A 25,864-nucleotide genomic window follows, 5' to 3' on the forward strand; every position below is an offset into this window, starting at 1 on the left:
GCGCAGGAATGACGTGGCCACCAGTTAGGGTAATGATACCGACTCAATACCCTTTTGCGACAGCCTCTGAAGGCCGGAGTTTCAAACCCTAGTCAGATTTTTGATCAAATGTGCGCTGATTTGCTTGAACTGAAACAGGATTCATCAAGACGAAAAAAGCCCATACACTAAATCGAACAAAGATTCGTTTCATCGCTTCCCCGCTTAAAAAAATCGGACAAGGAAAACTTCTCATCCGATCAATTTTTTAGTCAATGTGCAGTTTTTTGAACCGTCCCTGCATAAAACAGTCCACCAAGAATCGAAACCCCCAAGGTAATACACATTCGCTATGACTTGGCAGAGCACTGAACCACCATACCTTGCATTCAAACGGAGAATATCCTGTCGGATCAGAAATAGAATAACTTGAACACTCCGTTAAGTTCAATACCGCCTAGTCGTTTTTTTCAAAAAAAACTCTGCCATACAACAGCGCCGAAAAGCAAGCCTGTGAAAATTTTTTGACGCTAAGAAATACCAGATCAGTGCAGTCCTTTTTTCCCTTGCTCATTGGCGAAGCTAACAATTTCGCACAGGCCAAGCCAGTCAAGCAAACAAGTAAATTACTCGATGGCGATCCCTCAAGCCTGTGGCATCACGCTAACCACCGGCTAACAAAACTGCAGCGTGCGACGATTTTTTAACATCACGGTCGGCATGACCCTCATTCATTTTTTTGGTCCGACTGTTTCTGGGCACATGGATAAACCAGTGGGGCGGAACCACATTGACCAGACCGATTGCCAATTCATCGCTGGGACGACGGCACGCTGAAAAACATCAGGCAGCCGGTATCGTCAGCGCGGTGGTTTCTTTAATTTTCTGCAAGGCAAAACTGGATTTAACATCCAGCACGGCGGGGTGGCGCAGCAAGGTTTCCATCATGAAGCGCGAAAAATGGTCCATGTCTTCTACATGCACGCGCAACAGATAATCCATCTCGCCGGTCATGGCATAGCAAGCGATGACTTCGGTCCACTGCGCAACCGAGCCGGCGAAGTCATCCCGTGGCGAACGCGATATGCCCTTGCCGGGGTGGTCACTGTGTTTCTCGAGGCGGACATTGACATAGGCCAGTAAACCCAGGCCGATCTTGGCGGCTTCGAGCAGGGCGACGTATTTGCGGATGACACCGCTGTCTTCCAGGCGCTTGATACGGCGCAGACACGGTGAGGGCGACAGATTAACGCGTTCGGCCACTTCCTGGTTACTCAGGCGACCGTCGGCTTGCAGGATGGCGAGGATTTTTCGATCAATTTTATCGAGACTGATTTCGGTCATGGTATGCCAATATTATTCATAGTTGAGCAATATTATTGCGCAAATTATGTTTTCACTGTGCGATTTTGCAATTTTATCGCGTGCTGTGCAGACTATACTGATAACTTGATCTGTATCAAACGCGCCTGCTTGTAGTCTGCATGGCGTCGATATGGTGAACTCTGACAATAATATCTGACCAACACAGGAGACATGCATGAGCTTGCAAACATGGGATAACCCTATGGGTACCGATGGCTTTGAATTCATCGAATACGCCGCACCCGACCCGATTGGACTGGGCGAATTATTCGTCACCATGGGTTTCACCGCGATTGCCAAACATCGCACCAAAGATGTCACCTTGTTTCGTCAGGGCGATGTGAATTTCATCATCAATGCCGAACCGGATTCGTTTGCCCAAAAATTTGCGCGCAAACACGGTCCTTCGGTGTGTGCCTTTGCCTTCCGTGTCAAAGATGCCAATGCCGCCTACCAGCGTGCGCTTGATCTCGGTGCATGGGGTTTCGATAACAAAACCGGGCCGATGGAACTCAATATTCCGGCCATCAAGGGTATCGGCGATGCACTGGTGTATTTTGTCGACCGGTGGCATGGTAAAGATGGCGCACCGGACGGTGCGATCGGCAACATCAGTATCTATGATGCCGATTTCGTCGCCATTCCCGGCGTACCGTCTAATCCGGTCGGTCATGGTCTGACGTATATCGATCACCTGACGCACAATGTGCATCGCGGGCGGATGGCAGAATGGGCCGATTTTTACGAGTCGCTGTTTAATTTCCGCGAAATCCGCTACTTCGATATCGCCGGCAAACATACCGGTTTGAAATCGAAGGCAATGACTTCGCCGTGCGGAAAAATCCGTATTCCTATCAATGAATCATCCGATGATAAATCGCAGATCGCCGAATACCTCGATTTGTATCATGGTGAAGGCGTGCAGCATATCGCCATGGGAACCGACAATGTCTACCAAACTGTCGGCGACATGAAACAAGCCGGCGTGGTATTCCAAGACACCATCGATACCTACTACGATTTGATCGATCGTCGCCTGCCTGGCCACGGTGAAGATTTGGCGGCGCTGCGCAAGCTGCGCGTACTGGTCGATGGCAAAAGCACGGAAACTTCACGTGAATTGCTGCTGCAAATATTTACCACCACCGTGATCGGTCCGATTTTCTTTGAAATCATTCAGCGTAAAGGCGACCAAGGTTTCGGCGAAGGGAATTTCCGCGCCCTGTTTGAATCGATAGAACTCGATCAAATCCGTCGTGGCGTGCTCAAGGATGAAACAGCCAGCGCCTGATGTTTGCAGCGCTGATGTAAGCACAAAATAAGGGCTGAGCACGACAAGTGCCAGCCTTTTTTTTACAAAAGAAGAAGATGATGAAAACAACAGAGACAAGCGCAATACAAGTCAGTCATGCCGACAATGCGGCCTTCCTCGCCAGCGTGGCGGGTAAATCCGATGGCGCGGCGCTGCGTGGCGATTACCGGCTGGCCGATGAACACTATGTGGTGCAACAGGATTGGTTGGCCTACAGCGAGGCCGAGCACGCCTTGTGGCGCCAACTGTATCAACGACAGATGGCCCTGCTGCCGGGCCGGGCTTGCGATGAATTCATCGCGGCCTTGGCTGGCCTGAATGCGGCCGATGGTATTCCACAATTCACCGCAACTTCCGAGGCCTTGTTTGTGGCCACCGGCTGGCGCATCGTCGCGGTGCCGGGCTTGATTCCGGAACAGAGTTTTTTCGAACACTTGGCCAACCGCCGCTTTCCAGTAACGGTATGGCTGCGTACACCGGCGGAATTTGATTACATCGTCGAACCCGATGTATTCCATGATTTTTTCGGTCATGTGCCAATGTTGTTCAATCCGGTATTTGCCGATTACATGCAGTTATATGGTCAGGGCGGTTTGAAAGCGATGCAATTAGGCGGCCTTGATCAATTGGCGCGGCTGTATTGGTATACGGTGGAATTCGGTCTGATCAATACGGCGCAAGGCTTGCGGATTTACGGCGCGGGGATTTTATCTTCGGGTGGCGAAGTCGAATATTGTCTGCAACCGGGCAGTGCCTCGCGCCATATTCGCTTCGATGTCGAGCGCTGTCTGCGCACCCTGTACAAAATCGATTCGTATCAGGAAACGTATTTCGTTATCGATGATTTCAAACAGTTGTTCGACGGTACCGCACCAGACTTCGCGCCGTATTATGAAAGATTACGCAGCATCGAAGCGCTGCCGGCCAGTACCCTGCTTAATGGCGAAGCCGAACTGTTGCCACTGCAAGCGGGAGCGGCTTAATACACGCTGTCTTGTCCCGGCGGGCGGGTCTTGAAGCGCTTATGGGCCCAGAAATATTCGGCCGGTGCCTTCAAGACCTCGCTTTCGATGAAGGCATTCATGGCGCGCGTAGCGGCCGTCATATCGTCACCGGGATAACTTTCCCACGGCGGATGAAAGCAGACTTTCCAACCACGATAATTGGGAAGCATGGTGGCGATTACCGGTACCACGCGTGCACCGGTGCTGGCGGCGATACGCGGCAAGGCGGTCAAGGTGGCGGCAGGAACGCCGAAAAAGGGAATGAATTCGGCATCTTTAGCACCGAAATCCATATCCGGCAGCATGAAGAAGGGGATGCCCTCGCGCAGCGCACGGATGATGGGTTTGACGCCTTCGGCGCGGGCAAACAGTTTCACCGGACGAAAACGCGAACGACCGCGCCGCAGCGCTTGGTCAAACACAGCATTACTCTGGCGCGTGTAAATTGAGCACAGCGAGGTTTCCAACATTACCGCCACACCGGCCACATCGAGGTTGACGAAGTGCGGACACATCAGTATCGTCGGCCCGGCAGCGATGGTGGCCAGCGGTACGCCTGGTTCGACCTGTATCAAGCGACGCAAACGCGCTGCCGATGACCACCATAAAATCCCCCGTTCCAGCACGCTGCGCACATACATTTGGAAATGCCGACGCGCCAGCGCCAGCCGTTCCGCTTCGCTGCGTTCTGGAAAACACAGGCGCAAATTGGTCAGCGCGATATGGCGGCGTTTACGAATTAAAATAAACAGCAAGGCCCCGACCGCTTCACCGAAACGACCGAGCAGTGGCAGCGGCAAGAAATGCAGCAGCCACATCACACCGAGAACAATTCTCACAGTAACTCCATCAGGCGGCAGGCGGGGTGGCCGGCGGCGGCGCAGCACCGTCCGGTTGTTTGTAACGGTTATAACTCCAGAAATACTGCGCCGGCGCGCGTGCGATCAGCTTTTCCATCGCCCGGTTGATGGCTTCGGCTTGCTGTACGCTGTCGCTGCCGAGTTCTTCCTCGAAGGCGACGAAGCGCACCACATAGCCACGTCCGTGCGGCAAGCGCTCGGCATAGGTCAAAATAATCGGCGCGCCGCTCATGCTGTGCAATTTCGCCGATAAGGTCATGGTGTAAGCCGGCTTGCCGAAAAACTTCGCCCACACACCCTCACCTTCTTGCGGCACTTGATCGGGTAATAAGCCTATCGCCTCGCCCTTTCTGAGTGCCTTGGCCATGGTTCGCACACCCGACAGATTGGCCGGCGCCAGTAATAAATTGGCGCGCGCGCGTGCGCCCTCGATCAGCGGTTTCAGCGCGGCTTTGCGCGGCGGGCGGTACAGCGCGGTCAGGCGGGTGCGGGCGGCAATCACTTGAGCGACGATTTCAAAGCAGCCCAGATGCGGGGTGAGTAAGATCACGCCTTTTTTTTCTGCCAAGGCACGCTCGACCAATTCCCAGTTTTCCACGCTGGCGGTGCGCAGCACGCGCTCCGGCTGGGCGCACCAGATAAACGGCAATTCCAATACATTTTTGCCGGTTTCGCGCGCCGCAGCCGCCAAATCAGCCGAAAAACCTGCGCGCGCGACATTCTCGCGCAGACGCCGGCGATACGATGGAGACAGTAAATAGACAAGTCGACCAAGCCCCGAACCGATGACATGCAGAACCGGCAGCGGCAAGAACGAGAGACAACGGAATAAAATGATAAGCATGAGGCCGCTCAAGAATCAATGTAAAAAGTGAGGGGTATTCGACACAGCTTGAATAGAAGGCGTAAAATATCACATATTGGCTCGCTTCGGACGCGTCTTGTGCATACCTTGCACCGACTTGCCCGAACCAGCTACCGCCGAGTTAACAGACAACTTGCGAGGCGGTATATAAGTTCCGCTAAAGCGTCGCAGGTTCTCTTCCCGACTGCGGCACAATTTTTTACGGTCATTTTTATAGGAGCCTGCGATGGCTAATGATTTCCTTTTCACTTCCGAATCGGTGTCCGAAGGACACCCGGACAAAGTCGCCGATCAAATTTCGGACGCAATCCTCGACGCTATTTTTGAACAAGATCCGCTCTCGCGGGTGGCGGCAGAAACTCTGACCAACACCGGTTTGGTGGTGTTGGCCGGTGAAATTACCACACAAGCCAATGTCGATTACATTCAGGTCGCCCGCGATACCATCAAGCGCATCGGCTATGACAATACCGAATACGGCATCGATTATAAAGGCTGCGCGGTGCTGGTCGCCTACGATAAGCAGAGCAATGACATCGCCCAAGGGGTCGATCGCGCCAGCGATGATTACCTCAATATTGGTGCCGGCGATCAAGGCTTGATGTTCGGTTACGCCTGCGATGAAACCCCGGAACTGATGCCGGCACCGATTTACTATGCCCACCGTTTGGTCGAGCGCCAAGCGCAGTTGCGTAAAGACGGTCGCCTGCCGTTCCTGCGTCCCGATGCCAAGAGCCAAGTGACGATGCGCTATGTCGATGGCAAGCCGCACAGTATCGATACCGTCGTGCTGTCGACTCAGCATAGCCCGGACCAGAGCGAAACCGCCACCAAGATGAAAGCCTCGTTCATCGAAGCCATCATCGAAGAGATCATCAAACCGGTGCTGCCGAAAGAATGGCTGCTCGATACCAAGTTCTTGATCAATCCTACCGGGCGCTTCGTCATCGGTGGCCCGCAAGGCGATTGCGGCCTCACCGGTCGCAAGATCATCGTCGACACCTACGGCGGCGCTTGCCCGCACGGTGGTGGTGCTTTTTCCGGTAAAGATCCGACCAAAGTCGATCGTTCGGCTGCGTATGCGGCACGCTATGTCGCCAAAAACATCGTCGCCGCCGGTTTGGCACGGCAATGCCAGATTCAAGTCGCGTATGCGATCGGCGTGGCGCGCCCGATGAATGTCACCGTCTACACCGAAGGTACGGGTGTGATTCCGGACGAGCAATTGTCGGCCCTGGTAAATGAACACTTCGATCTGCGTCCGAAAGGCATCATTCAGATGCTCGATCTGCTGCGTCCGATTTATGCCAAAACCGCCGCCTACGGCCATTTCGGTCGTGAAGAGCCGGAATTCACTTGGGAACGTACCGACAAAGCGGCGCTTTTCTGGAGCAGATGTAATAATGCAATGGGTACTCTTGCGTAACAATTCCCTCACCGCTTTGCGCTGCCGGCACAGTTTGGCACTGCTGATGAGCACGGCACTTCCAGCCTTCGCGGCAGCGCCAGCGCCAGCAAAAATCAATGACTGGTGCATACCCTTGGCGGCGAAACTGCCAAAAATTTCTACCAATGATTGCCGAAACAGTAAGCTCGTTCCCAGCGGAGCGAATTCCATCAATGGTTTTCCGCTGCTCACGCGCGATATCGGTGCCGATCCTAAGCAGAAGCGCCCACTGAAAATCTTGTTACTGGGTGGAATACACGGCGATGAGCAGACTGCCTCGGCCATCGTGTTTCGCTGGCTCGACGCGATGCAAAAAAGTGGGCCACAGGAATTTCAATGGAAGATCGCACCGCTGGTCAATCCGGACGGTATGCTGGCACCCAAATCGCAACGCATGAATGCCCATGGTGTCGATTTGAATCGTAATTTCCCTACCCCCGGCTGGCAACAGGAAGCACCGGCTTACTGGTCTCGCGTAACGCGCCGTGATCCGCGCCGCTTTCCCGGCCGCGCCCCGGTTTCCGAGCCGGAAAGCCGTTGGGTCTTTGATACCATAGAAAAATTCAAGCCTGACCTGGTAATCTCGGTGCATGCACCGTTCGGCGTGCTCGATTTCGATGGTCCGAGTGCACCGCCAAGTCGCTTCGGGCGCTTGATCTACAGCCGCGTCGGCGTGTATCCTGGTTCGCTCGGCAACTACAGCGGCGTGCACAAAGATATTCCGGTAGTGACGATAGAGTTACCAAACGCGACGCAAATGCCACCGGAGGCCGAAATTCAACGGATCTGGCAAGACATGCAAAAATGGATACGTGCGAATGTCGCGACCCCACTTAAAACGGCCAGCAATCCTTGAACACGGCCGCCCTACGCCGGCAGGCGCTGTTGATTGACGACGCACGCACAATCCCCCCCACCTAATGACACTCGCCCAGCTACTCCGAGAATTCCTTCGCCGCCACTGGCGCCATTACAGCGCGGCCGGTCTGATGTTGTTCGCCGTCGCCGCCCTGACGGTGCTGATTCCGCGCCGGGTCGGGGCCATCATCGATCGCATGGTCAAACATGAACTCGATCAGCGCAGCTTAGCGTTCGAGTTGCTGTGGCTGTTACTGATGGGCTTGGCGATCTATTTTCTGCGGGTGGGCTGGCGTTTACAATTATTTGCCGCTTCGTATCAGCTCGGGGTCGAGCTGCGTACTCGCTTGTATCAGCGTCTGAGTTTGCAAGGGCAAAGTTTTTTTCAGCAACAGCGCACCGGCGATCTGATGGCGCTCGGGACCAATGATGCCGATGCCATCGAATTGGCGGCCGGTGAAGCGGCTTTAGCTGGCTTTGACGGCTCGCTGACATTCGCGCTGGTAATCGGTATGATGCTGCTCGGGGTAGATTGGCGTTTGGCCGCGGCGGCGCTGCTACCCTTCCCGCTCATGGCATGGGCGTTTACTAAAATTACTCGGCAAATCCAACAAGCTTCGCGTAATTCGCTCGAGTGTTTCAGTGCCCTCAATGATCAAGTACAAGAAAGCTTGGCCGGGGTGCGCACACTGCGCGCGCTCGGTTTGGAACAACGCAGCGCGGCGCAATTCGCCGCCTTGGCCGAACGCGCGTCTGCCGCCAGTCTGTCGGCGCAACGTTGGGAAGCCGCGTATGAGCCAACGGTCGGCATTGCGCTCACCAGCGCCGGTGCGCTGACCTTGGCCGTCGGCGGTTTTCTGGTCTGGCAAGAAGAAATCAGCATCGGTATGTTGACCAGTTTTTCCATGTATTTGGGTCAACTGATCTGGCCGATGTTCGCTGCCGGTTGGGTCTTGTCATTACTGGAACGCGGCAAAGCGGCCTGGAACCGGCTCGAGCCGGTGCTCAGCGCCCCCTTATCGGTCACCGACAGCGGCCAAATCAGCACGCCACCCTCGGGCAGCGTGCAACTGCATGCGGTCTCCTTCACTTATCCTGGCCAGCAACAACCGGCACTCAGTGACATCAGCCTCACGCTCGCACCGGGCCAGACCCTGGGCATAGTCGGCCCTACCGGTGCCGGTAAATCGACACTGATCCGTTTATTGTTACGGCAAATAGAATGCGCCGCCGAAGGCGGAGTAATCTGCTGGGGTGGTCAGCCTTTGGCCGACTACCGTTTGCACAGCCTGCGCAGTGCCATCAACTGGGTGGCACAGGAACCGTTTTTATTTTCTGCTTCAGTGGCCGACAACATCGCGTTGGCACGGCCCGATGCCAGCCGCGCCGAAGTGATGGCAGCGGCGACGCTGGCGGCGATTCATGATGATATTCTGCGTTTTCCACACGCTTATGACACCGCCGTCGGTGAACGCGGCGTCTCGCTCTCGGGCGGCCAGCGCCAGCGCGTCGCCATCGCGCGCGCACTGCTGACGGTGAGTCCGCTGCTGCTGCTCGACGATGCCTTGTCGGCCGTCGACACCGACACCGAAACCCGCATCCTGCAGCATCTGGCCGACTGGCGCAGTGAACATGCGCTGCGCAGTACCGTCATCGTCAGCCATCGCCTCAGCGCAGTGGTCGATGCCGATCATATCGTGGTGCTACGCGAAGGCCGTATCGTCGAACAAGGTCGGCATGCCGAACTGCTGGCCGCCGACCAATGGTATGCCGCGCAATGGCGTTATCAACAACTGGAGGCCAGTCTCAATGCCGCATAAACCAGTCGCTGCAATCGGCTCGGAAAAACAGCAAGCGGTCGGATTGCTGGTCGCCGCCGCCACCCCAGAACGCCGCCACGTCGTGCTCGGCATCGTGTTTCTGTGTATCGCGGCCGGTCTCGAAGCGCTTGGCCCCTTGCTCGGCAAAGCCTTCATCGATCGCTATTTGTTACCGCACCAAATCGACAAGTCGGTGGTACTCGGCTTGCTGGCCACGTATGTGCTGACCGGCTGGGCTGCCACCTGGCTGCGCTATCTGCAACTGACGCGCTTGGCCGGCGTGGCGATGCGCTCGGTACGCCGGTTGCGGGAACAGGTGTACAGCCATGTACTGCGCCTGCCTATGAGTTTCTTTGATCAAGCCATCACCGGCCAACTGGTGAGCCGCGTCACCAATGATACCGAAGCGGTTAAAAATCTCTACGTGCAGGTGCTGTTTGTGATGCTCGACAGTTCCATCGTCGTGCTCGGTGCCTTGGTCGCCATGGCTTGGCTGGATTGGCATCTGATGCTCATCGTGCTGCTGTTGATTCCGGCAGTAGTGATCATCGTCTGGTTTTATCAGCGTTGGAGTGCGCCGGCCGTCACGCGGGCGCGTCAATTACGCAGTGAAATCAATGCCCAAGTGGCCGAAAGTATCAGCGGCATGAGCGCGCTGCAAGCCTGTAATGCCGAACGCGGTTTCGGGCAGCGCTTTGCCGACACCAACCGCTTGCATTACACCGCCAGGCTTGATGAATTGCGCGCCAATGCCTGGCTGCTGCGACCAGCCTTGGATTTGCTCAACTCGGTGCTGCTGGTGGTGGTGATTTACTGTTTTGGCCAGCGCGATTTTTCCGCTATCGAAGTCGGGGTTTTGTATGCCTTTGTCAGCTATATCGCGCGCGTGGTCGATCCGCTGATCCAAATCACCCTGCAATTCGGGCAAATTCAGCAAGCCATCGTCTCGGCGGCCCGAGTTAATGCCTTGCTGCAGGAAACAATCGTCCCGCAGCACAGCAGCGACGCCCTGATCACGCACGGCGAACTGGCCATCGCGTCGGTCGATTTCGCCTACACGCCCGGTTATCCGGTGCTACAACAGATCAGCCTGCAGATTCCAGCCGGCAGTTTTTTCGGTGTGGTCGGCCATACTGGCAGCGGCAAATCGACGCTGATGAGTTTGTTACTGCGTTTTTACACCGCCCAAGCCGGCAGCATACGCATCGATGGCCAACCCCTGGCAGCATTTTCTGAAGCGCATTTCCGCGCCAGCGTCGGTCTGGTGCCGCAAGAACCGTTTCTGCTGGCCGCCAGCGCCGGCGAAAACATCAGTATGGGGCGCAATCTCAGCCAAGCCGAGATCGAGCGCGCCGCGCGGGCCGCCCATGTCCACGATTTCATCTTGCAGCTCGAAGACGGTTACGCTACCGCGCTCGGTGAAGGCGGTGCCCGCCTCTCTACCGGCCAAAAGCAATTGGTCGCCATCGCGCGGGCCTTGGCTGGCCGGCCGCGCATCTTGTTTCTCGATGAAGCGACTTCGCATATCGACAGTGAAACCGAACAAATCGTACAACTGGCTTTGGCCGAATTACGCGGACAGGTGACGGTGGTCGCGATTGCCCATAGACTCTCAACCATCCGCGATGCCGACAGCATCGTCGTGCTCAATCACGGCCACGTGGCCGAGCAAGGCAGACACCAAGAATTGATGCAAATCGATCAAGGTCTGTATCAAAAGCTCTATCTGCTGCAAACTTTAGAAGAATAGGATACTCAACAATGAAATGGCTCTTAGCAGTTTTTCTGGCGCTCGGCCTGGCCGCCGCCAGCACTGCCGCCTATGTGTTGCTGGTGGTCGTACCTGATTTACCAGCGCTCGACGCGGTTACCGATTATCAACCGAAAATTCCACTGCGTATTTACACCGCAGACAATGCCTTGATCGGCGAATTCGGTGATGAACACCGCGACTTTGTCGCGATTGCCGACATTCCCGCAGTATTGAAAAATGCTCTGCTGAGCATTGAGGATGCCCGTTTTTATGAACATCACGGGGTCGATTTCATCGGCCTTAGCCGCGCCTTGCTGGCTGATTTGAGCGGCGGCTTTCACCAGGGTGCCTCGACCATCACGATGCAGGTGGCGCGCAATTTTTTCTTATCCCAAGAAAAAACTATCAACCGAAAAATTCGCGAGATTCTGTTGACCTTCCGTATCGAGGCAGCACTATCGAAAGATCAGATTCTCGAACTGTATATGAATCAGATTTATCTCGGCCAGCGCACCCATGGTTTTTCCAGCGCCGCCAAAACCTATTTCGGCAAACCGCTCAATCAACTCTCCCTGGCGGAAGCGGCAATGCTGGCCGGGATACCGCAAAACCCAGTACGACATAATCCGGCGGTCAATCCGCAGCGCGCCAAAGAACGCCAAATCCTGGTACTCAAAAGCATGCTCAGAAAAGACTTGATCACGCCGGCGCAATTCGAGCAAGCCAGCCATGAACATCTGACCGTCACGGGCAAGCAGCAATTCGATGCGCACGCCGACTATGCGGCTGAAATGGTACGCCAAGTCATCGTCGCCGAATATAAAGAGGCAGCCTATACTTCCGGCATTCGCGTCACCACCACCTTGCTCAAAGCCGATCAGGATGCGGCCTGGGAAGCGGTGCGCAAAAATGTCATGGAGTACGATCAGCGCCACGGCTACCGCGGCCCGGAAACGCGCATCACCTTGCCGAGCAATGAGGATGAGCGCGACGATGCGATCGATGATGTGCTGCGCAAATATCCCTCCAATGAGCGCCTGCTTGCTGCGGTCGTGACTGCCGCCTCAGGTAAAACCGTGGCGGCTGAATTGGCCAGTGGTGAGAGCATAGAAATCACTGGCGAGGGCTTGCGCTTTGCCGCCGCCGCACTGCAAAGCAAAGCCAAAGCCGAACTGAAAATTGCGCCAGGCGCGCTGATACGCGTGATACAAGACAGCAAAAAACGCTGGAGCATCAGCCAATTACCCGAAGTGGAAGGGGCCTATGTGGCGCTCAATGCCGACAGCGGTGCGTATCGCGCGCTGGTTGGCGGTTTCGATTTCAACCGCAATAAATTCAATCATGTCAGCAGTGCCTGGCGCCAGCCCGGCTCCAGCCTCAAGCCCTTCATTTATTCGGCGGCCTTGGAAAAAGGCTTTGCTCCGGCTACCCTGATCAATGACGTGCAATTGTCAGCCACCACCGATGTCTTGTTGCATTGGGATCCGCGCAATGATGATAATAAATACGATGGCCCGATCAGCCTGCGCACGGCCTTGGCGCAGTCGAAAAATGTCGCCTCAGTACGGGTACTCAAAGCCATAGGAGTAGCCACGGCACGCGACTGGTTGCCACGTTTCGGCTTTAGCAAAGACAAGCATCCCGACAATCTGACGCTGGCCCTCGGCACCGGTGCCGTCACGCCGCTGCAGTTGGCCGGCGCGTATGCCGTATTTGCCAACGGCGGGTTTCAAGTCAAGCCGTGGTTGATCAGTAAAGTGACGGATTCACATGGCAAGCTGCTGAGCGAAGCCAAGCCAGCGCTGCCAGCGCTGGAAGAAAACCGTGTGATCGACAGCCGCAATGCTTTTGTCATGGATAGTTTGCTGCGCGAAGTCACACGCAGCGGTACCGGTGCAGCCGCGTCAGTAAGACTGGGTCGTCACGATTTGGCCGGCAAAACCGGTACCAGCAGCGAGGCCGTCGACGGTTGGTTCGCCGGGTATGCCGCCAATGTGGTGGCGGTGGCGTGGATGGGTTACGACGATCCGAAATCGCTGGGTGGACGTGAATTTGGTGCCACACTGGCGCTGCCGATTTGGATCGACAGCATGCGCGCCAGTTTGGCCGGTAAAGCCGAAAGCAAGCGCACACCGCCCGATGGCGTGCTCAATGTCGAGGGTGACTGGGTCTACAGTGAGTTTCAAAATGGTGCGGGCGTGAAGACCCTCGATCTGGAAGAAACTGCGCCGCTTCCGGTGCCGGGATAAAAAAAACCCGCAAACAGCGTTTGCGGGCGGAAATCCTGACCTTTGGAGGAGTTGCAATAGGATGTGCGCAGCATAGCAAGCCGGCGTGACGGGCGTATGACAATCTCGGGCCATTGGCGGCAAAGCCTGAACAGAGGGCGCTTTCTGCCCCTGTTCCGTGGCTGAAATGAGCGGCTGTTTGGCTACACTGTAGATTGTCATCGCTACATGGAGGTCATCATGCCTACCGGATATCGCACCACCCTGCGCACTATGCCGCCAGAGCCGAAGCTATTGCATGGCACGCCGGGGACCATCTACCTGCTGCACAATGACAGCCTGCGCGAGGGCGTGTATAAAATCGGTGCCACGCGCCGTTCGGGTACGGCCAAAGCGATGGAATTGAATCGCGATGCGCACAATATGTTACCGGGAAATTACGAGTGCGTTTTCGAATTACATGCGAAAGATTGCGGTGCCTCGCTCGAAGCAATCTGCCTGGCCTTCAGCGCTCAGCGTCTCGGCAAAAGACATCTCGATTTTTTTCAATTCGATTTGGAACTCGCCAGTCAAACCATACTCAGCTTGGTTGGCGAGATCAACAGCGCACTGTTAGAACGCGTGCAAGTACGGCAGCACTATGCCAGCGATCAGAAGCGTCACTTGTTACCCGACTTACTGCCCGACTCATTAGCCGAACAGCGCGCAAACAATCTGACCGAGCCGGAACAGGAAACCGCACTGCTATTTACCGCACCGACCGGTTTGCTGCAAAAAGCCTTTCAATGGGTCGCTGCCTGACCCGGCACTGAGTACTCATTCACGCTGCCACGGCCAAGCCGTCGGCGCGCAGAGCGGCAAAGCCAAGTGCCAAATCATCGAGCAAATCATCGACAGCTTCGAGACCGACATGCAGACGCAGCATCGGCGCTTGCCATTTTTCTGCATCGATGCTGCGACACTTAGCCGGCCAAGTCGGCAAGATCAAGCTTTCATAGCCACCCCAACTGAAACCAATGCCAAATAAGCGCGTGCGATCGATCAGCGCGGTCATTTGCTGCTGCGTGATATCGGCGCGAAACACGGCACCCATTAAACCGCAGGCATATTCAGGACGGAAATCGCGCTTCCACAAGGCATGGCCGGCGCTGCCTTCGAGCGGTGGATACAGCACTTCCGCCACTTCCGGTTGCGCCTGCAACCAGCGCGCCACCACGTGCGCGCTGTCGCGATGTACGGCCAAGCGCGCCGCCATGGTGCGCAAGCCACGCAGCGCCAAGGCCGCATCGTCGGCACCGACCGACATACCGAGCTGTTTATAACATTGACGCACGCGCTCATACAGGGCGTCGTTGGTCAAGATGGCCCCCATCAAGGCATCCGAATGGCCGACGATATATTTGGTGGCAGCATGAATCGAGACATCGATACCGAGTGCGAACGAATCCCAACCTATCGGCGTGGCCCAAGTACTGTCGGACACCAGCACCGCGCCGCCGGCATGCGCCACTGCGGCGATGGCCGGAATATCCTGCACTTCAAAGGTCAGCGAACCCGGTGACTCGACAAACACTACTTTGGTATTGGGCTGCATGAGGGCGGCAATGCCGGCACCGATGAGCGGATCGTAGTAGGTCGTCGTCACGCCGATTTGGCGTAACAGGCCGGCGCAAAAATCGCGCGTCGGATCGTATACCGTATCGACCATCAGCAAATGATCGCCCGGGCCCAGCAAGGCCAGCAAGGTGGTGGTAATGGCTGACAGCCCCGACGAAGTCAACATGCAGCCGGCCGCCCCTTCGGCAGCACACAGGGCGTGTTCGAGCGCGAGCGTGGTTTCGGTGGCATGGCGGGCGTAAGAGCGGCGCGTGCCACAGGCATCGGCTAAGGCAGCACAATCGGGAAACAGCATGGTCGAAGCGCGCACCAAGGGTGGATTGACCGGCCCGCCGTGCTGCTTGTCTTTGCGACCGGCATGCGTCAAGCGGGTGGCGGTTTGTAAGGGGTGCTGGTGGTGGTTCATGAATAACTCCGAAGTCAAGGATCTGTGCAGCATCTGCGAATAAGGCTATCGTAACAAGCATTGGCAGAAATTTTTTACCAAAAATCACTGCCAATTATGTTATTTTTAGAATAGTTTTCTAAAAATTGACGGTTATGGATAAAAAAGATCTCGAAATTCTCAGTTTACTGCAAAAAGATGCGTCGATTGCTTTGTCTGATCTGGCGCAAGCCGTGCATTTGTCGGTCACGCCGTGTTGGCGGCGTGTGCAGAAACTGCATGAAGATGGGGTGATACGACAGCAGGTGGCCTTGTGCGACCCGGTCGCGCTCAATCTCGGTTTGACGGTGATGGTGGCGCTGAAAGCGGCGCGCCACAATGAACAATGGATGCAACAATTCATCAGCGGCGTCAAAGATATCGCCGAAATCGTTGAAATTCTGCGCATGAGTGGTGAGCTCGATTACCTGCTCAAGGTGCATGTGCCGGACATGGCCGGGTTTGATATCGTATATAAAAAACTGGTGAAGGTGGCAGACCTGCAGGATGTCAGTTCAAGCTTTGTGATGGAAGTCATCAAGAGCACCACCGCGCTGCCGCTCCATTACGCCGTGCTCAAGGCGAAAGCATCGTGAATCAGCCGCGGAAGCGATACTGCTCCTGCGTGAATAAATCGATGCCGCACTGTAAATTTTCTATCCAATCAAGGAAGGCATGGATGGCCTCGCGGCCTACGAAGTAACGGCCATGCTGCGGCACGAGCATGTCGATATCCATCTGCCTGACCATATTAGCCCAGTAACGGCACACCTTGTTCGACACCATGTAACGCTGGTGAAAACCGCTCATGCTGGGTAATTCGCGATAAAACTCTTCTTTGCTGCGAATCGGCTGAAGAATCGCATCGGCATCGACCATCGATGCCCCCATATCGCCGGAAAACAGTATCTTCGATTTGCTGTCATAAAATTGAAAATTACCTTCGGCATGCAGAAAATGTGCCGGCACGGCATGAATGATGGTGTCACGCATCACCACCGGCATGCCTTCGTCGGGAATGCCGATGATGCGACCGTCGGCGCGGTTGAGGTTACAAAAATGCGGCACGAAACGCGACCACAGCTTGGAAACATACAAGTTGCACGAAGTGCTGAACAACCACTTGTCGAGCGCGCCGATGATGTCCGGATCTTGGTGTGAGGCGAACAGATATTTGAGCTGCTGCTTGGGGAGGTATTTATGCATCGCCAGCACCAGAGAATTGTAGGTCAAATGCCCGGACGGATCGATCAGTGCCCCCTCACCATCGGAAACGATAAGAAATTGATTCGCTTGAACCGCATGATCGCCAGCATCTTTGACGAGGTCATTAAACATCACACAAATGTGTTTGCCGTCATTGTAGAGTTCGATAGCCAAAGCTGCTCCCGCGAATTGATCTGAAATAGAGCTCGATTGTAATCAGAAAAAAAACGGAAACTTTGATTTACGTCAAAATGATGCTTTAAAGCAAAGTGTAGCTGCCGACGCCCGGTCCGCAGCTACACGGTACGACAGGGCGACGCACTCAGAAGATTGAACACTTACCCGACGTCCTCAGACCAGACGCTGCCAAATCGCCATCGTCGGCGCGGCTTGGTTGAGTGAATAGAAATGCAAGCCCGGTGCGCCGCCCGCCAGCAAGCGTTCACACAAGCTGGTAACGACATCGAGCCCGAAGGCCTTGATCGAGGCTTGGTCGTCGCCGTAACTATTGAGTTTCAAGCGTATCCAGCGCGGAATCTCGGCACCGCACATTTCTGAAAACCGTTGCAATTGGCTACTGTTGGTAATCGGCATGATACCGGCGACGATAGGGGCATCGACGCCATGACGACGGGCTTCGTCGACAAAGCGGAAATAGCCGTCGGCATTATAAAAATACTGGGTGATGGCGGCATTGGCACCAGCTTGCATCTTGCGCACGAAATGATTCATATCATCTTGCGGCGAACGTGCTTGCGGATGCATTTCCGGATACGCGGCCACTTCAATATGAAACCAGTCGCCACTTTCGGCCCGAATGAATTCCACCAGTTCATTGGCGAAGCGGAATTCACCACCCATCCCGTAACCACTCGGTAAATCACCACGCAGCGCCACCAGGCGGCGGATGTCATGGGCTTGAAACTGCTGCAGGATGTCGCGGATCGCTTCGCGCGTGCCACCGACGCAAGATAAATGCGGTGCTGCGGCAAAGCCTTCGCGTCGGATATCGATCACGGTATCGAGCGTGCCTTGTTGCGTAGTGCCGCCGGCACCGAAGGTGACGGAAAAATATTTAGGTTGGAGCACCGCCAACTGGGCACGCGTGGCGCGCAGCTTGTCCATCCCTTCCGCCGTCTTGGGCGGAAAAAATTCTATGCTGAAATTATGCGTCATCATTTATTCAGTAATAAGGTAGTCAGCGTCCAGGAGATCACACTGTAGAGTAAAGCGCCGCCAACCGCAGCCCAAAAACCGGCTACATAGAAACCATCGACCAAATTCGCCACGCCCCAAAACAGCAAGCCGTTGATCACGAAGATGAACAAGCCCATGCTCAGCAGGGTGACTGGCAAAGTCAGCAAAACCAAAACCGGCCGCAGTATCGTGTTGACCAACCCGAGTACCAACGCCACCATCAGGGCAGTGCCGAAACTGGCAATCGATACCGAGTGCATCAGATAGGGAATCGCCAACAGCGCAAGCGCATTGATCAACCAACTGGCGAGTAAACGCATCATGACTCCTGTTTTTTTCGCGCAAAACCGCCGACTCCGAGGAGCCGGCGGTGCGAGGTTTAATAACGATACTGCTCAGGCTTGTACGGACCGGCTTGGCTCACGCCAATATACGCAGCTTGTTCATCGGTGAGCACGCTGAGTTGGGCATTCAAGGTTTTGAGCTGCAAACGAGCAACTTTTTCATCGAGATGCTTAGGCAAAGTGTAAACGCCGACTGGGTATTTGTCATTATTCAAGAACAATTCAATCTGCGCAATCGTTTGATTGGCGAAGGAAGAGCTCATCACATAGGAAGGATGACCGGTACCGCAACCGAGGTTGACCAGACGACCTTCGGCCAACAAGATGATGCGTTTGCCATCGGGGAAGATGACATGATCAACTTGTGGCTTGATGTTTTCCCAGGTGTACTGCTTGATCGAAGCGACATCGATTTCATTATCGAAGTGACCGATATTGCAGACGATCGCCTGGTTTTTCATCTTCAACATGTGTGCATGGCTGATCACATGGTAGTTACCCGTGGTGGTAACGAAGATATCGCCGAATTCGGCCGCATATTCCATCGTCACAACACGATAGCCTTCCATGGCCGCCTGCAGTGCGCAGATCGGGTCGATCTCTGTCACCCAGACTTGGGCTGACAAGGCACGCATGGCTTGGGCACAGCCCTTGCCGACGTCACCATAACCGGCGATGACGGCGACTTTACCGGCAATCATGACATCGGTGGCGCGCTTGATACCATCAACCAGCGATTCGCGGCAACCGTAGAGATTGTCGAATTTCGATTTGGTGACAGAATCATTGACGTTGATCGCCGGGAAAGCGAGCTTGCCATCTTTATGCATTTGATACAAACGATGTACGCCGGTGGTAGTTTCTTCGGTCACGCCTTTGATGGCGGCCAAACGTTTCGAATACCAGTTGGCTGTGGTTTTGAGGCGGCCTTTGATGGCATTGAACAGGCAGATCTCTTCTTCCGAAGTCGGATTAGCGAGCACCGACAAGTCGGTTTCGGCACGGGTACCGAGATGCAGCAACAGCGTTGCATCGCCGCCGTCGTCGAGTATCATGTTAGAAAAACCACCATCGGTCCATTCGAAAATACGATGGGTAAATTCCCAGTATTCATCGAGGTTTTCGCCTTTGAAGGCGAACACCGGGGTACCGCCGGCGGCAATCGCTGCTGCGGCATGATCTTGGGTCGAGTAAATATTGCAAGAAGCCCAACGTACCTGCGCGCCGAGGGCGTTCAGGGTTTCGATCAGCACGGCTGTCTGTATCGTCATGTGCAGCGAACCAGTGATGCGTGCACCTTTCAATGGCTGGCTGGCGGCGAATTCTTCACGAATCGCCATCAAACCCGGCATTTCAGTCTCAGCGATGGCGATTTCTTTACGCCCCCAACTGGCAAGACTCAGGTCGGCGACGAAAAAGTCTTGGGCAGCAGTAGCGCTGGGAGTGGAAGTTGTTGCGGAAATAACAGTGGCGTTCATCACGCCCTCCTTTCTGATTGAAAAAAGTAACGTGAGCGCGGTTGTGTGGAATGGCTGTTCCGAAGAAAAACGATTCACGCAGCGTTCCAAGCCTGGCCTGATCACTTGATCGGGTCGCAACGCTCCTTGGAACAGACGCAGTATAACTCAGCTTTGGCCGACGTGCATGAATCGAACTCAATTGAGTTCGCTGTCAAAAACCAAGCTCGTACTGCCACTCCAGCGCTGGTTCCCGCTGCGAATTTGGTATGCCAGAGCTTCATTAATCGCCGAATTATTGAGTTGCGGATCATAATAGAAACGCACACTCGCTTGCAACCTGCCGGCCGGATTTGGGGTGATGTGGACCAGCGACAAGCGCGTTGAATTATTTTTGAAAAATACCTTACCATTTTCCATTATCGCACTCGAGCCGGGTGGAATCGTGATCTCACCTTGATTGAGACTCAGTTCAGTCGACAAGCGCATCACTCTGGCCGCAACAATGGCCGTGGGATTGAGTAAATTGAGCGCGCCATTCTGCTTGATGGAAAATGGTCCGGTGGTATCGATGTTAAGCGGTATCTTCACCGTTGACAATTCCAGCATGTTTTTACCAATGATTGCATTCCAGCGACCGTTCGGCGGCAGCAATTGCGCAGCAAGCACACTCGCGCCGGCCTGCGTCGTCACTTTCAAGTCATGTGCAATCTGAATGCTCACTGGAAGTGTGGCGGATGTGATTGTGTAGTTGGCATCGCCGACATCAATATCCTGATTAGCACCAATCGAATAGGTGATCTCGCCAGTATATACGCCGTTGGGTAAGTTATCGGTTTTCAATTCCAGCGCATAAGAAAATTGCACTTCCGACAAACGCCCCCACTCAGCAATATTGTTCAATTCAGACGGTTCCCAGTAACAGGCGCGGTTGCCGCCCGACGACAAGCCTAACTCAAAAGTGAATTGAAAATTCCATAAGTACTGATATTTCAGCCAAGGACAATTGCCACTGTTTCGGTTAGCGACCAAGGAAGCATGCAAGGGCCCGGTATTCGATCCAGTCAGAATATAACTGCCCGCAAAACTGGTCAGCCTGATTTTAACATTCGCACTTTGTCATCGGCCGTTGCTGACGCTGATCGTTTTCCAGCCAGGATTGATGGCGTGATACATATAGCTTTTTCGGCGTATTTCCGGCGGCACCGTCTGGCCATTGGCGAATTGGCTTGACTTACGAAGGTCAAAATATTTTTCGAATCGTAAATCCGGCAGACTGAAACGTCCGCCCGGAAAGTAAGTGCTGTTAAGCACCACCTTACCATTATTAACCTGCGCGTCAATCCCTTTCGTCACGGTCTGTGCCTTGCTCGCTGCGCAGCAACACACTAAGAGCGCGAACAACGCACTCACCACGATGCTGCGCACATATCGATCACTATTTTGCATAAACATTTTTTTTCTTATCCCCTCATTGAGCTATCGCAAGGCTTGCGCCGGCAGTGGTTCACACACCAAATCGCCAGCCATCAAGGTGCCATCCTCACGCGGATACGCTTTGACGCTCAAATTGATCAGGCATTCCGGCGCGTCGCCATGGCGAACCCGCAACTCAGGTGCAGCCTCACTCATTTCCAGCGCAAAAAAACCATCGACTTCCGTCACGGTGTGACCGGCATGATTGATGACATGAGCTGCCTTGAACGGCATACCAGCACGGTCAACGATGCGCCCCATCACGGTCACGGTTTTTTGCACCCTTACCTGGCGATAATCGACGCCGCCGCGATTGAGATGATAACTGCTGGCGGGCGGATTGATCGCGGCAGCCGGTGCGTCGCCATCTTCAAAATCAAACCGTAACACTCCCGACTCATACGCGCTGACCGGAACAAAGTTACGACCTGGATACAAGGTCGTACCGTAACCATTGCTGTCATGCGCGCGCATAATCAGGCCGACAATATCGGAATCGACGTCGATAATCATACCGGCGTCAGCGGTCGCATTTACGGTACCGCTGGCGGCGATTTTATTGGCGCTCAGAGCCAGCGTCATCTTTATGTTCATACCGCCATCGACGGCACCGTTGAGCGCAGATCGCTGCACATAAGCATTGCCATTCAAGTAAGTATTTTCGAAACTCGTATTGGCAGACAAACCCACGCCGGAGGGTTCGAGAGCAATACTGCCTGAGATATTGCGTAAAAATCTCCCTCCAACTTGATGATCATAAGCAAGTGCAGCATAATGATCGCGGCGGCCGTCTGCATTGCCGCGGGTTCCGAGACTGACTGCCAGATTGCGCCCGCGAGCGCCAAGCGCGAGATTGAGCGTGACATCAAGACCCAGATTACGAATAAGCCCACCCTCGCCCCACGCTGGGCGATCGAACATTGCCAAACTCCAGTAAGCTTCGTGCTCAAACAACATGCTACGACGAGTGAGTGACAAATCATAGGCACGGCCGTTGATGGCACCGCGATTATTCGACACGCGCAAGGAGCCACTGGTATTGTTATCATAACGATGGAACAAAGAGGCGGCAGTCACCTGATTGTTGCCACGGTAGGCTGGCGGCCGCCCCAAAATAGCGCCATTGACAGTCAAATAATCACTCTCCAACCAAGTGCGATTATGACTGAGCGACAAAGAGGTATCCCGAGCGCTAAACAGGGTTTGCACATCAAAACCAGTACCGTAGGAACTGGTTTGATAGACATTGCCGGACATTTTAATGCCATCAGCAGCGTCCCAGTCCAACGAGGAACCGAACAAGGTCTGCGCGCCGATCTGCTGCGCAGACAAACCCAGTACCGCGCGCGGATGCAGCAAATAATTGACGGTAATGCCAGCCGTATTACGACCCGTTTTCGCATCAGATGAACTGTCGAGCAAGGAGCGTTGTTGTCCGAAAAAAGCGCTGTAGCGCCAACGTTGTTCCGAATCGCTCCAACCGGCAGGTTTATACACCAATTCATTCTGACGGCTGACCAGTTGACCATCTTCGAGCATGCGAATTTCCACTTCGTATATACCGCCTGGCAAAGAACGGCTGTCAATGACTTGCAATCCTGCGGAGACAGGCTGGCTATAGATCAGACTGCCGTTGCGATAGACTTCGGCAACGCCGGGCCGGTTCGCGGTCACATAGAGCGGGTAAGTGCTGGTACTATCACTATCGACGGCAAGCGTGTCGGAACTGCCAGTCATCACACCCAGTGTGGTGTAGACAGCGCCGCCGGCCATGCTAGGGCTGCGGTTGACCCCTGCAGCATCGGGAGTAAAATACCCGACCCGCACAAAATGGTCTGGGAATTCCTTCTGCGCGTAAAAGCGTGGAATCGACTGCCGGGTGGTGTATGCCTGACCGGCAGCGCGCCGGTCGGCTTGCAAGCTGAGGATGGTGGTCCAATTATAAAAACTGCCTTGCGCATCAATTAAATAACTGGCGCTCGCATTTTGACCGCCGCCGCCGCTGGCATTGAAACTGTGTTTGAGAATGATGCCATTGCCACCACTGCTAGGCAGCGTGTGGAATTTTTCCGTCTCCACCTGCTGCTCCGCCTGCGCCGTCAACAGCGACAAGGTAGAATTTTCCAGATTGTAGTCCAGCGCTACCAAGCCCTGCTCACAGCGTTCCACGCAAGCGCCGAGCTGGCGCGGCTTCGCCAATACCGCCAGCCAGTCCTGCCGTTGTTGATGACTGAGTTGACTATCGTCGATCACGGTAAACGCGATCATCTGCACGCTTTCGTCCCGGCGTAAAATAACATTCGCATCGCCGGCATAGTTGCCATCGACTTCCACCCGCACGATCAGCGGGGCATCGAAAAAATGCCCGAGAAAATCGGCCGGCAAATTTTCTGCTTGAGTCAACAAGCCAAGCCGCCCGCTCTGGTTAGTCGGCATAGTCGGTTCCGCAGCATGGGCGGACGTGAGCATGACAACAGAGAAGCAAGCAAGAGCAGTGCAATTTTTCATGACAAACCGATCTTACTAATAAGAGAAATGATCGATTCCGCCGCGGTGAGGCTGCGCCAGCTCCGACAACATTGAATTAACAACCAAGCTGTCGAAACCGGAATGCCTGCCGAGGTAACGATCATTTGGAAGGGGTTTGCATCCCCTCCCAAATCGCTACGCTGGCATCGCCCTCATGGACGGGGTGGTAAACCAACATGCATTAACAATAAAGTGCGATCAAATGATCTGATCAACTACCATCGTCACGTGAACGACATATCGCCTATGCCGCCATGTGAACAATGATCACGGGATCACAGCAGTTGATCAAACACCATCGTAATTTGTCCGGCATACCGCCCGGTTGGGGAGGTCGGACTGCGCACCTCGGTTGACACCAACATACTGACCAATTCGTTGTAACCAGCGGTGTTGACTGTTTTATCAACCAGAGCAAGCGCCGAAGCGGGGTCCTTGTGTTGACTGTTGAGGTTAATGGTGTTGGCACCCGGCGCAGATAAAGTGACCTTCACGCCGAAATTGTCCGTGCCATTACTGTGCGTGAGCTTGGCATTACTGCCGGGGTTATCGGTGTACATATACACTTTCGCCCCCACGCTGGCCGGCACCACCAAACGAATGTTTTTGGCCGCACTTTCGACAAAGGAACCGTCAGGGCGCACATTCATCGGCGCAGTAATCACGCCCGGAGTCCACCCTTCTGCCGTAGCCGAAAAATTCGCCGGCGGGACATATGCTTCCAGATTAAAAGTAATGGTGCTGTCGGCTGCCTGCACGCCAGCGCTCAGGAGAACGGATCCGGTCACGATTGCCGATAATAAATTTTTTTTCAACATAATAATTTTCCAATGAGTTATAAAAAAACAGTCAGGAGATAGATACTTCAGGCAAGCAGAGTTTTCCCAAAAAGAAAAACCCTTTATTAACGAAAAAGGCACATGGCGACAAACTCGACGAATTTAAAACTTAATCAAGCGCTTGTGCTTTCCTTCGACTAATTCGAAACGATAGGTATGACCGCTTTGTTTTGGAATCACGTGGCTGCGGGTGGGTAGCACATGAAAGGCACTCGGCCCTTGGCAATTGTCGGTAGTACTGACACAGTCATAGAAATTCTCGACCATGATTACGGAATTGCCATCATTCCGTATCGTGTAGTCTGCGGCCGTCTCGCTCAACACCGTGTGATGGCGTACCACATCGGGCGGCACAATCAACACTGCGCCATAACCGGTCAAGACACTGACGCCGGCGGCAATGGTTTCGGCCAGCTGTTTGCTATCCTCATCGGAAAGCACAAAGCCTTGCTCGCGATCAGGCAGGACCGGTAAAAAGCGCACGCGATAATAATGTTCCTTGTCGCGCTTTCCCAGATGCAGCAAGCGCGTGGTTTGCGTACCGTTAGCGGCGATGATCATGCGCGCCGGGCTGGCAATGAGTGTATTTTTTTGCGCGTTTTTGTCATGTACGACGGCGGCTACGTCTTGTTCCGTATAGTCTTTACCATTGGCGGCAAACAGCATCTCTTTGAGTTCGATTTTCACGAACGCGGTGTTGTCGCCAATGTTGCGCACTCGTTTGAGCAAGGTGCTTTTATGCGGCGCCAAGTATTCCGTCATCGCACCGACATCAATGCCAGCAGCTGTCACTTGTGCGCCGGCAAACGCCGATGCAAGCAGCGCTATCCTTATCAAATACATCGTCGCTTCCCTTTTTTTTATCATCTGTCGGCAGTTTTCCCGAGCGACAAGGCAGCGCGCCTTTGCAGAGGCGAAACAATTATTGCCGAACTGATATTTACCTTAAGGCATGATTATCTCGCTCCCTTGTCAAACCATCTATTAGATAAATACGAAAAGTAATGTGTTTTTACTAGGATAAGTTCGAATGTAGAAATGGCTAACAAATCAATCAAGAATTTAATCGTGTTGAATTGCGCCAAAGCCAGAATATCTGGCAATACGCGAGGGGAAGCGTGGAGAAAAGGATGAGGGAGATGGTGTTTGAGCAATCTAGGCTGTATTGAGGTTTAATGAAACGTTAATACACCCAGAAAAACAACTTAAACAAGTTAATGGATCGTCGCAAGCGACGATGGAAAAGACTCTGGAAGGGGTTTGCATCCCCTCCCATCGCGTCGC

The 25,864-nt window shown here is 54.3% G+C and carries 22 protein-coding genes and 1 riboswitch; of the genes, 9 read left to right on the forward strand and 13 right to left on the reverse strand.

The window, feature by feature from the left end; genetic code table 11:
* Window positions 1–822: 822 nt before the first annotated feature.
* Entirely contained in the window at window positions 823–1,323 is a 501-nt protein-coding gene (locus QN359_RS15700; RefSeq protein WP_322249810.1) for an Lrp/AsnC family transcriptional regulator, read from the reverse strand.
* Between the two features lie 196 nt (window positions 1,324–1,519).
* On the opposite strand from QN359_RS15700, the gene hppD reads away from it, so the two are divergent.
* Both hppD and phhA read left to right on the forward strand, forming a co-directional pair.
* Complete coding sequence (hppD, locus tag QN359_RS15705; RefSeq protein WP_322249811.1) at window positions 1,520–2,635, forward strand: 4-hydroxyphenylpyruvate dioxygenase; 1,116 nt, start codon at window positions 1,520–1,522, stop codon at window positions 2,633–2,635.
* Window positions 2,636–2,712: 77 nt separating this feature from the next.
* Window positions 2,713–3,639 carry a phenylalanine 4-monooxygenase gene (gene phhA, locus QN359_RS15710; protein ID WP_323503252.1) on the forward strand — a complete coding sequence of 309 codons (927 nt, stop codon included), beginning with the start codon at window positions 2,713–2,715 and terminating at the stop codon, window positions 3,637–3,639.
* Here phhA and QN359_RS15715 read toward each other — a convergent pair.
* Together QN359_RS15715 and QN359_RS15720 are read right to left on the reverse strand one after the other, a co-directional pair.
* The gene (locus QN359_RS15715) at window positions 3,636–4,499 is read right to left on the reverse strand and encodes a lipid A biosynthesis acyltransferase (protein WP_322249813.1); all 864 of its coding nucleotides are present in this window, start codon (window positions 4,497–4,499) and stop codon (window positions 3,636–3,638) included. The two genes, phhA and QN359_RS15715, sit on opposite strands and share 4 nt — an antisense overlap.
* Window positions 4,500–4,509: 10 nt before the next feature.
* Complete coding sequence (locus QN359_RS15720; protein ID WP_322249814.1) at window positions 4,510–5,364, reverse strand: lysophospholipid acyltransferase family protein; 855 nt, start codon at window positions 5,362–5,364, stop codon at window positions 4,510–4,512.
* A 247-nt stretch (window positions 5,365–5,611) separates the two neighbouring features.
* Between QN359_RS15720 and metK the strand changes: the two genes are divergently transcribed.
* The 6 genes from metK to QN359_RS15750 all read left to right on the forward strand — a co-directional run bounded on the left by metK (window position 5,612) and on the right by QN359_RS15750 (window position 14,292).
* A complete protein-coding gene (gene metK, locus QN359_RS15725) occupies window positions 5,612–6,811 on the forward strand; it encodes a methionine adenosyltransferase (protein ID WP_323493591.1) in 1,200 nt (399 codons plus the stop codon).
* Window positions 6,789–7,688, forward strand: a complete 900-nt coding sequence (locus tag QN359_RS15730) for a M14 family zinc carboxypeptidase (protein WP_322249816.1) — start codon at window positions 6,789–6,791, stop codon at window positions 7,686–7,688. The genes metK and QN359_RS15730 overlap by 23 nt, the downstream gene beginning before the upstream one ends.
* Before the next feature lie 64 nt (window positions 7,689–7,752).
* Window positions 7,753–9,510 (forward strand): ABC transporter ATP-binding protein, encoded by a 1,758-nt coding sequence (locus tag QN359_RS15735; RefSeq protein ID WP_322249817.1) that lies wholly within the window; start codon window positions 7,753–7,755, stop codon window positions 9,508–9,510.
* The gene (locus QN359_RS15740) at window positions 9,500–11,260 is read left to right on the forward strand and encodes an ABC transporter ATP-binding protein (RefSeq protein WP_322249818.1); all 1,761 of its coding nucleotides are present in this window, start codon (window positions 9,500–9,502) and stop codon (window positions 11,258–11,260) included. The genes QN359_RS15735 and QN359_RS15740 overlap by 11 nt, the downstream gene beginning before the upstream one ends.
* Window positions 11,261–11,271: 11 nt before the next feature.
* A complete protein-coding gene (locus QN359_RS15745; RefSeq protein ID WP_322249819.1) occupies window positions 11,272–13,512 on the forward strand; it encodes a PBP1A family penicillin-binding protein in 2,241 nt (746 codons plus the stop codon).
* A gap of 219 nt (window positions 13,513–13,731) precedes the next feature.
* On the forward strand, window positions 13,732–14,292 hold the full coding sequence (locus tag QN359_RS15750; protein ID WP_322249820.1) for a hypothetical protein: 561 nt from the start codon (window positions 13,732–13,734) through the stop codon (window positions 14,290–14,292).
* 19 nt (window positions 14,293–14,311) lie between these two features.
* Here the strand turns inward: QN359_RS15750 and metC are convergent, their stop codons facing one another.
* The gene (metC, locus tag QN359_RS15755) at window positions 14,312–15,514 is read right to left on the reverse strand and encodes a cystathionine beta-lyase (protein WP_322249821.1); all 1,203 of its coding nucleotides are present in this window, start codon (window positions 15,512–15,514) and stop codon (window positions 14,312–14,314) included.
* Window positions 15,515–15,648: 134 nt separating this feature from the next.
* On the opposite strand from metC, the gene QN359_RS15760 reads away from it, so the two are divergent.
* Entirely contained in the window at window positions 15,649–16,128 is a 480-nt protein-coding gene (locus QN359_RS15760) for an Lrp/AsnC family transcriptional regulator (RefSeq protein ID WP_322249822.1), read from the forward strand.
* Between the two features lies 1 nt (window position 16,129).
* Here the strand turns inward: QN359_RS15760 and QN359_RS15765 are convergent, their stop codons facing one another.
* The 9 genes from QN359_RS15765 to QN359_RS15805 all read right to left on the reverse strand — a co-directional run bounded on the left by QN359_RS15765 (window position 16,130) and on the right by QN359_RS15805 (window position 25,423).
* On the reverse strand, window positions 16,130–16,912 hold the full coding sequence (locus tag QN359_RS15765) for an MBL fold metallo-hydrolase (protein WP_322249823.1): 783 nt from the start codon (window positions 16,910–16,912) through the stop codon (window positions 16,130–16,132).
* A gap of 177 nt (window positions 16,913–17,089) precedes the next feature.
* Window positions 17,090–17,917 (reverse strand): methylenetetrahydrofolate reductase [NAD(P)H], encoded by an 828-nt coding sequence (gene metF, locus QN359_RS15770; protein WP_322249824.1) that lies wholly within the window; start codon window positions 17,915–17,917, stop codon window positions 17,090–17,092.
* Window positions 17,914–18,255 (reverse strand): phage holin family protein, encoded by a 342-nt coding sequence (locus tag QN359_RS15775; protein ID WP_322249825.1) that lies wholly within the window; start codon window positions 18,253–18,255, stop codon window positions 17,914–17,916. Before QN359_RS15775 ends, metF begins: the two co-directional genes overlap by 4 nt.
* Before the next feature lie 59 nt (window positions 18,256–18,314).
* Window positions 18,315–19,757 carry an adenosylhomocysteinase gene (gene ahcY / locus QN359_RS15780; protein WP_322249826.1) on the reverse strand — a complete coding sequence of 481 codons (1,443 nt, stop codon included), beginning with the start codon at window positions 19,755–19,757 and terminating at the stop codon, window positions 18,315–18,317.
* 26 nt (window positions 19,758–19,783) lie between these two features.
* A riboswitch (S-adenosyl-L-homocysteine riboswitch) is annotated at window positions 19,784–19,891 on the reverse strand.
* Between the two features lie 43 nt (window positions 19,892–19,934).
* Window positions 19,935–20,780 (reverse strand): hypothetical protein, encoded by an 846-nt coding sequence (locus tag QN359_RS15785; RefSeq protein WP_322249827.1) that lies wholly within the window; start codon window positions 20,778–20,780, stop codon window positions 19,935–19,937.
* 75 nt (window positions 20,781–20,855) lie between these two features.
* Window positions 20,856–21,191 carry a hypothetical protein gene (locus QN359_RS15790; RefSeq protein WP_323493592.1) on the reverse strand — a complete coding sequence of 112 codons (336 nt, stop codon included), beginning with the start codon at window positions 21,189–21,191 and terminating at the stop codon, window positions 20,856–20,858.
* A 24-nt stretch (window positions 21,192–21,215) separates the two neighbouring features.
* Window positions 21,216–23,681, reverse strand: coding sequence for a TcfC E-set like domain-containing protein (locus QN359_RS15795; protein WP_322249829.1), 2,466 nt, complete (start codon window positions 23,679–23,681; stop codon window positions 21,216–21,218).
* A 335-nt stretch (window positions 23,682–24,016) separates the two neighbouring features.
* A complete protein-coding gene (locus tag QN359_RS15800; RefSeq protein ID WP_322249830.1) occupies window positions 24,017–24,559 on the reverse strand; it encodes a hypothetical protein in 543 nt (180 codons plus the stop codon).
* Window positions 24,560–24,682: 123 nt separating this feature from the next.
* Entirely contained in the window at window positions 24,683–25,423 is a 741-nt protein-coding gene (locus tag QN359_RS15805) for a hypothetical protein (protein ID WP_322249832.1), read from the reverse strand.
* Between the last annotated feature and the right edge of the window lie 441 nt (window positions 25,424–25,864).

The organism is Undibacterium sp. 5I2, assembly GCF_035019605.1.
Taxonomy (GTDB): Bacteria; Pseudomonadota; Gammaproteobacteria; order Burkholderiales; family Burkholderiaceae_D; genus Undibacterium.

What these genes read in the sequence shown, in the direction of transcription:
- QN359_RS15700 (WP_322249810.1), bottom strand. Translation starts at nt 1,323, where the DNA reads ATGACCGAAATCAGTCTCGATAAAATTGATCGAAAAATCCTCGCCATC.
- hppD (WP_322249811.1), top strand. Translation starts at nt 1,520, where the DNA reads ATGAGCTTGCAAACATGGGATAACCCTATGGGTACCGATGGCTTTGAA.
- phhA (WP_323503252.1), top strand. Translation starts at nt 2,713, where the DNA reads ATGATGAAAACAACAGAGACAAGCGCAATACAAGTCAGTCATGCCGAC.
- QN359_RS15720 (WP_322249814.1), bottom strand. Translation starts at nt 5,364, where the DNA reads ATGCTTATCATTTTATTCCGTTGTCTCTCGTTCTTGCCGCTGCCGGTT.
- metK (WP_323493591.1), top strand. Translation starts at nt 5,612, where the DNA reads ATGGCTAATGATTTCCTTTTCACTTCCGAATCGGTGTCCGAAGGACAC.
- QN359_RS15730 (WP_322249816.1), top strand. Translation starts at nt 6,789, where the DNA reads ATGCAATGGGTACTCTTGCGTAACAATTCCCTCACCGCTTTGCGCTGC.
- QN359_RS15735 (WP_322249817.1), top strand. Translation starts at nt 7,753, where the DNA reads ATGACACTCGCCCAGCTACTCCGAGAATTCCTTCGCCGCCACTGGCGC.
- QN359_RS15740 (WP_322249818.1), top strand. Translation starts at nt 9,500, where the DNA reads ATGCCGCATAAACCAGTCGCTGCAATCGGCTCGGAAAAACAGCAAGCG.
- QN359_RS15745 (WP_322249819.1), top strand. Translation starts at nt 11,272, where the DNA reads ATGAAATGGCTCTTAGCAGTTTTTCTGGCGCTCGGCCTGGCCGCCGCC.
- QN359_RS15750 (WP_322249820.1), top strand. Translation starts at nt 13,732, where the DNA reads ATGCCTACCGGATATCGCACCACCCTGCGCACTATGCCGCCAGAGCCG.
- metC (WP_322249821.1), bottom strand. Translation starts at nt 15,514, where the DNA reads ATGAACCACCACCAGCACCCCTTACAAACCGCCACCCGCTTGACGCAT.
- QN359_RS15760 (WP_322249822.1), top strand. Translation starts at nt 15,649, where the DNA reads ATGGATAAAAAAGATCTCGAAATTCTCAGTTTACTGCAAAAAGATGCG.
- metF (WP_322249824.1), bottom strand. Translation starts at nt 17,917, where the DNA reads ATGATGACGCATAATTTCAGCATAGAATTTTTTCCGCCCAAGACGGCG.
- QN359_RS15775 (WP_322249825.1), bottom strand. Translation starts at nt 18,255, where the DNA reads ATGCGTTTACTCGCCAGTTGGTTGATCAATGCGCTTGCGCTGTTGGCG.
- ahcY (WP_322249826.1), bottom strand. Translation starts at nt 19,757, where the DNA reads ATGAACGCCACTGTTATTTCCGCAACAACTTCCACTCCCAGCGCTACT.
- QN359_RS15790 (WP_323493592.1), bottom strand. Translation starts at nt 21,191, where the DNA reads ATGTTTATGCAAAATAGTGATCGATATGTGCGCAGCATCGTGGTGAGT.
- QN359_RS15795 (WP_322249829.1), bottom strand. Translation starts at nt 23,681, where the DNA reads ATGCTCACGTCCGCCCATGCTGCGGAACCGACTATGCCGACTAACCAG.
- QN359_RS15800 (WP_322249830.1), bottom strand. Translation starts at nt 24,559, where the DNA reads ATGTTGAAAAAAAATTTATTATCGGCAATCGTGACCGGATCCGTTCTC.
- QN359_RS15805 (WP_322249832.1), bottom strand. Translation starts at nt 25,423, where the DNA reads ATGTATTTGATAAGGATAGCGCTGCTTGCATCGGCGTTTGCCGGCGCA.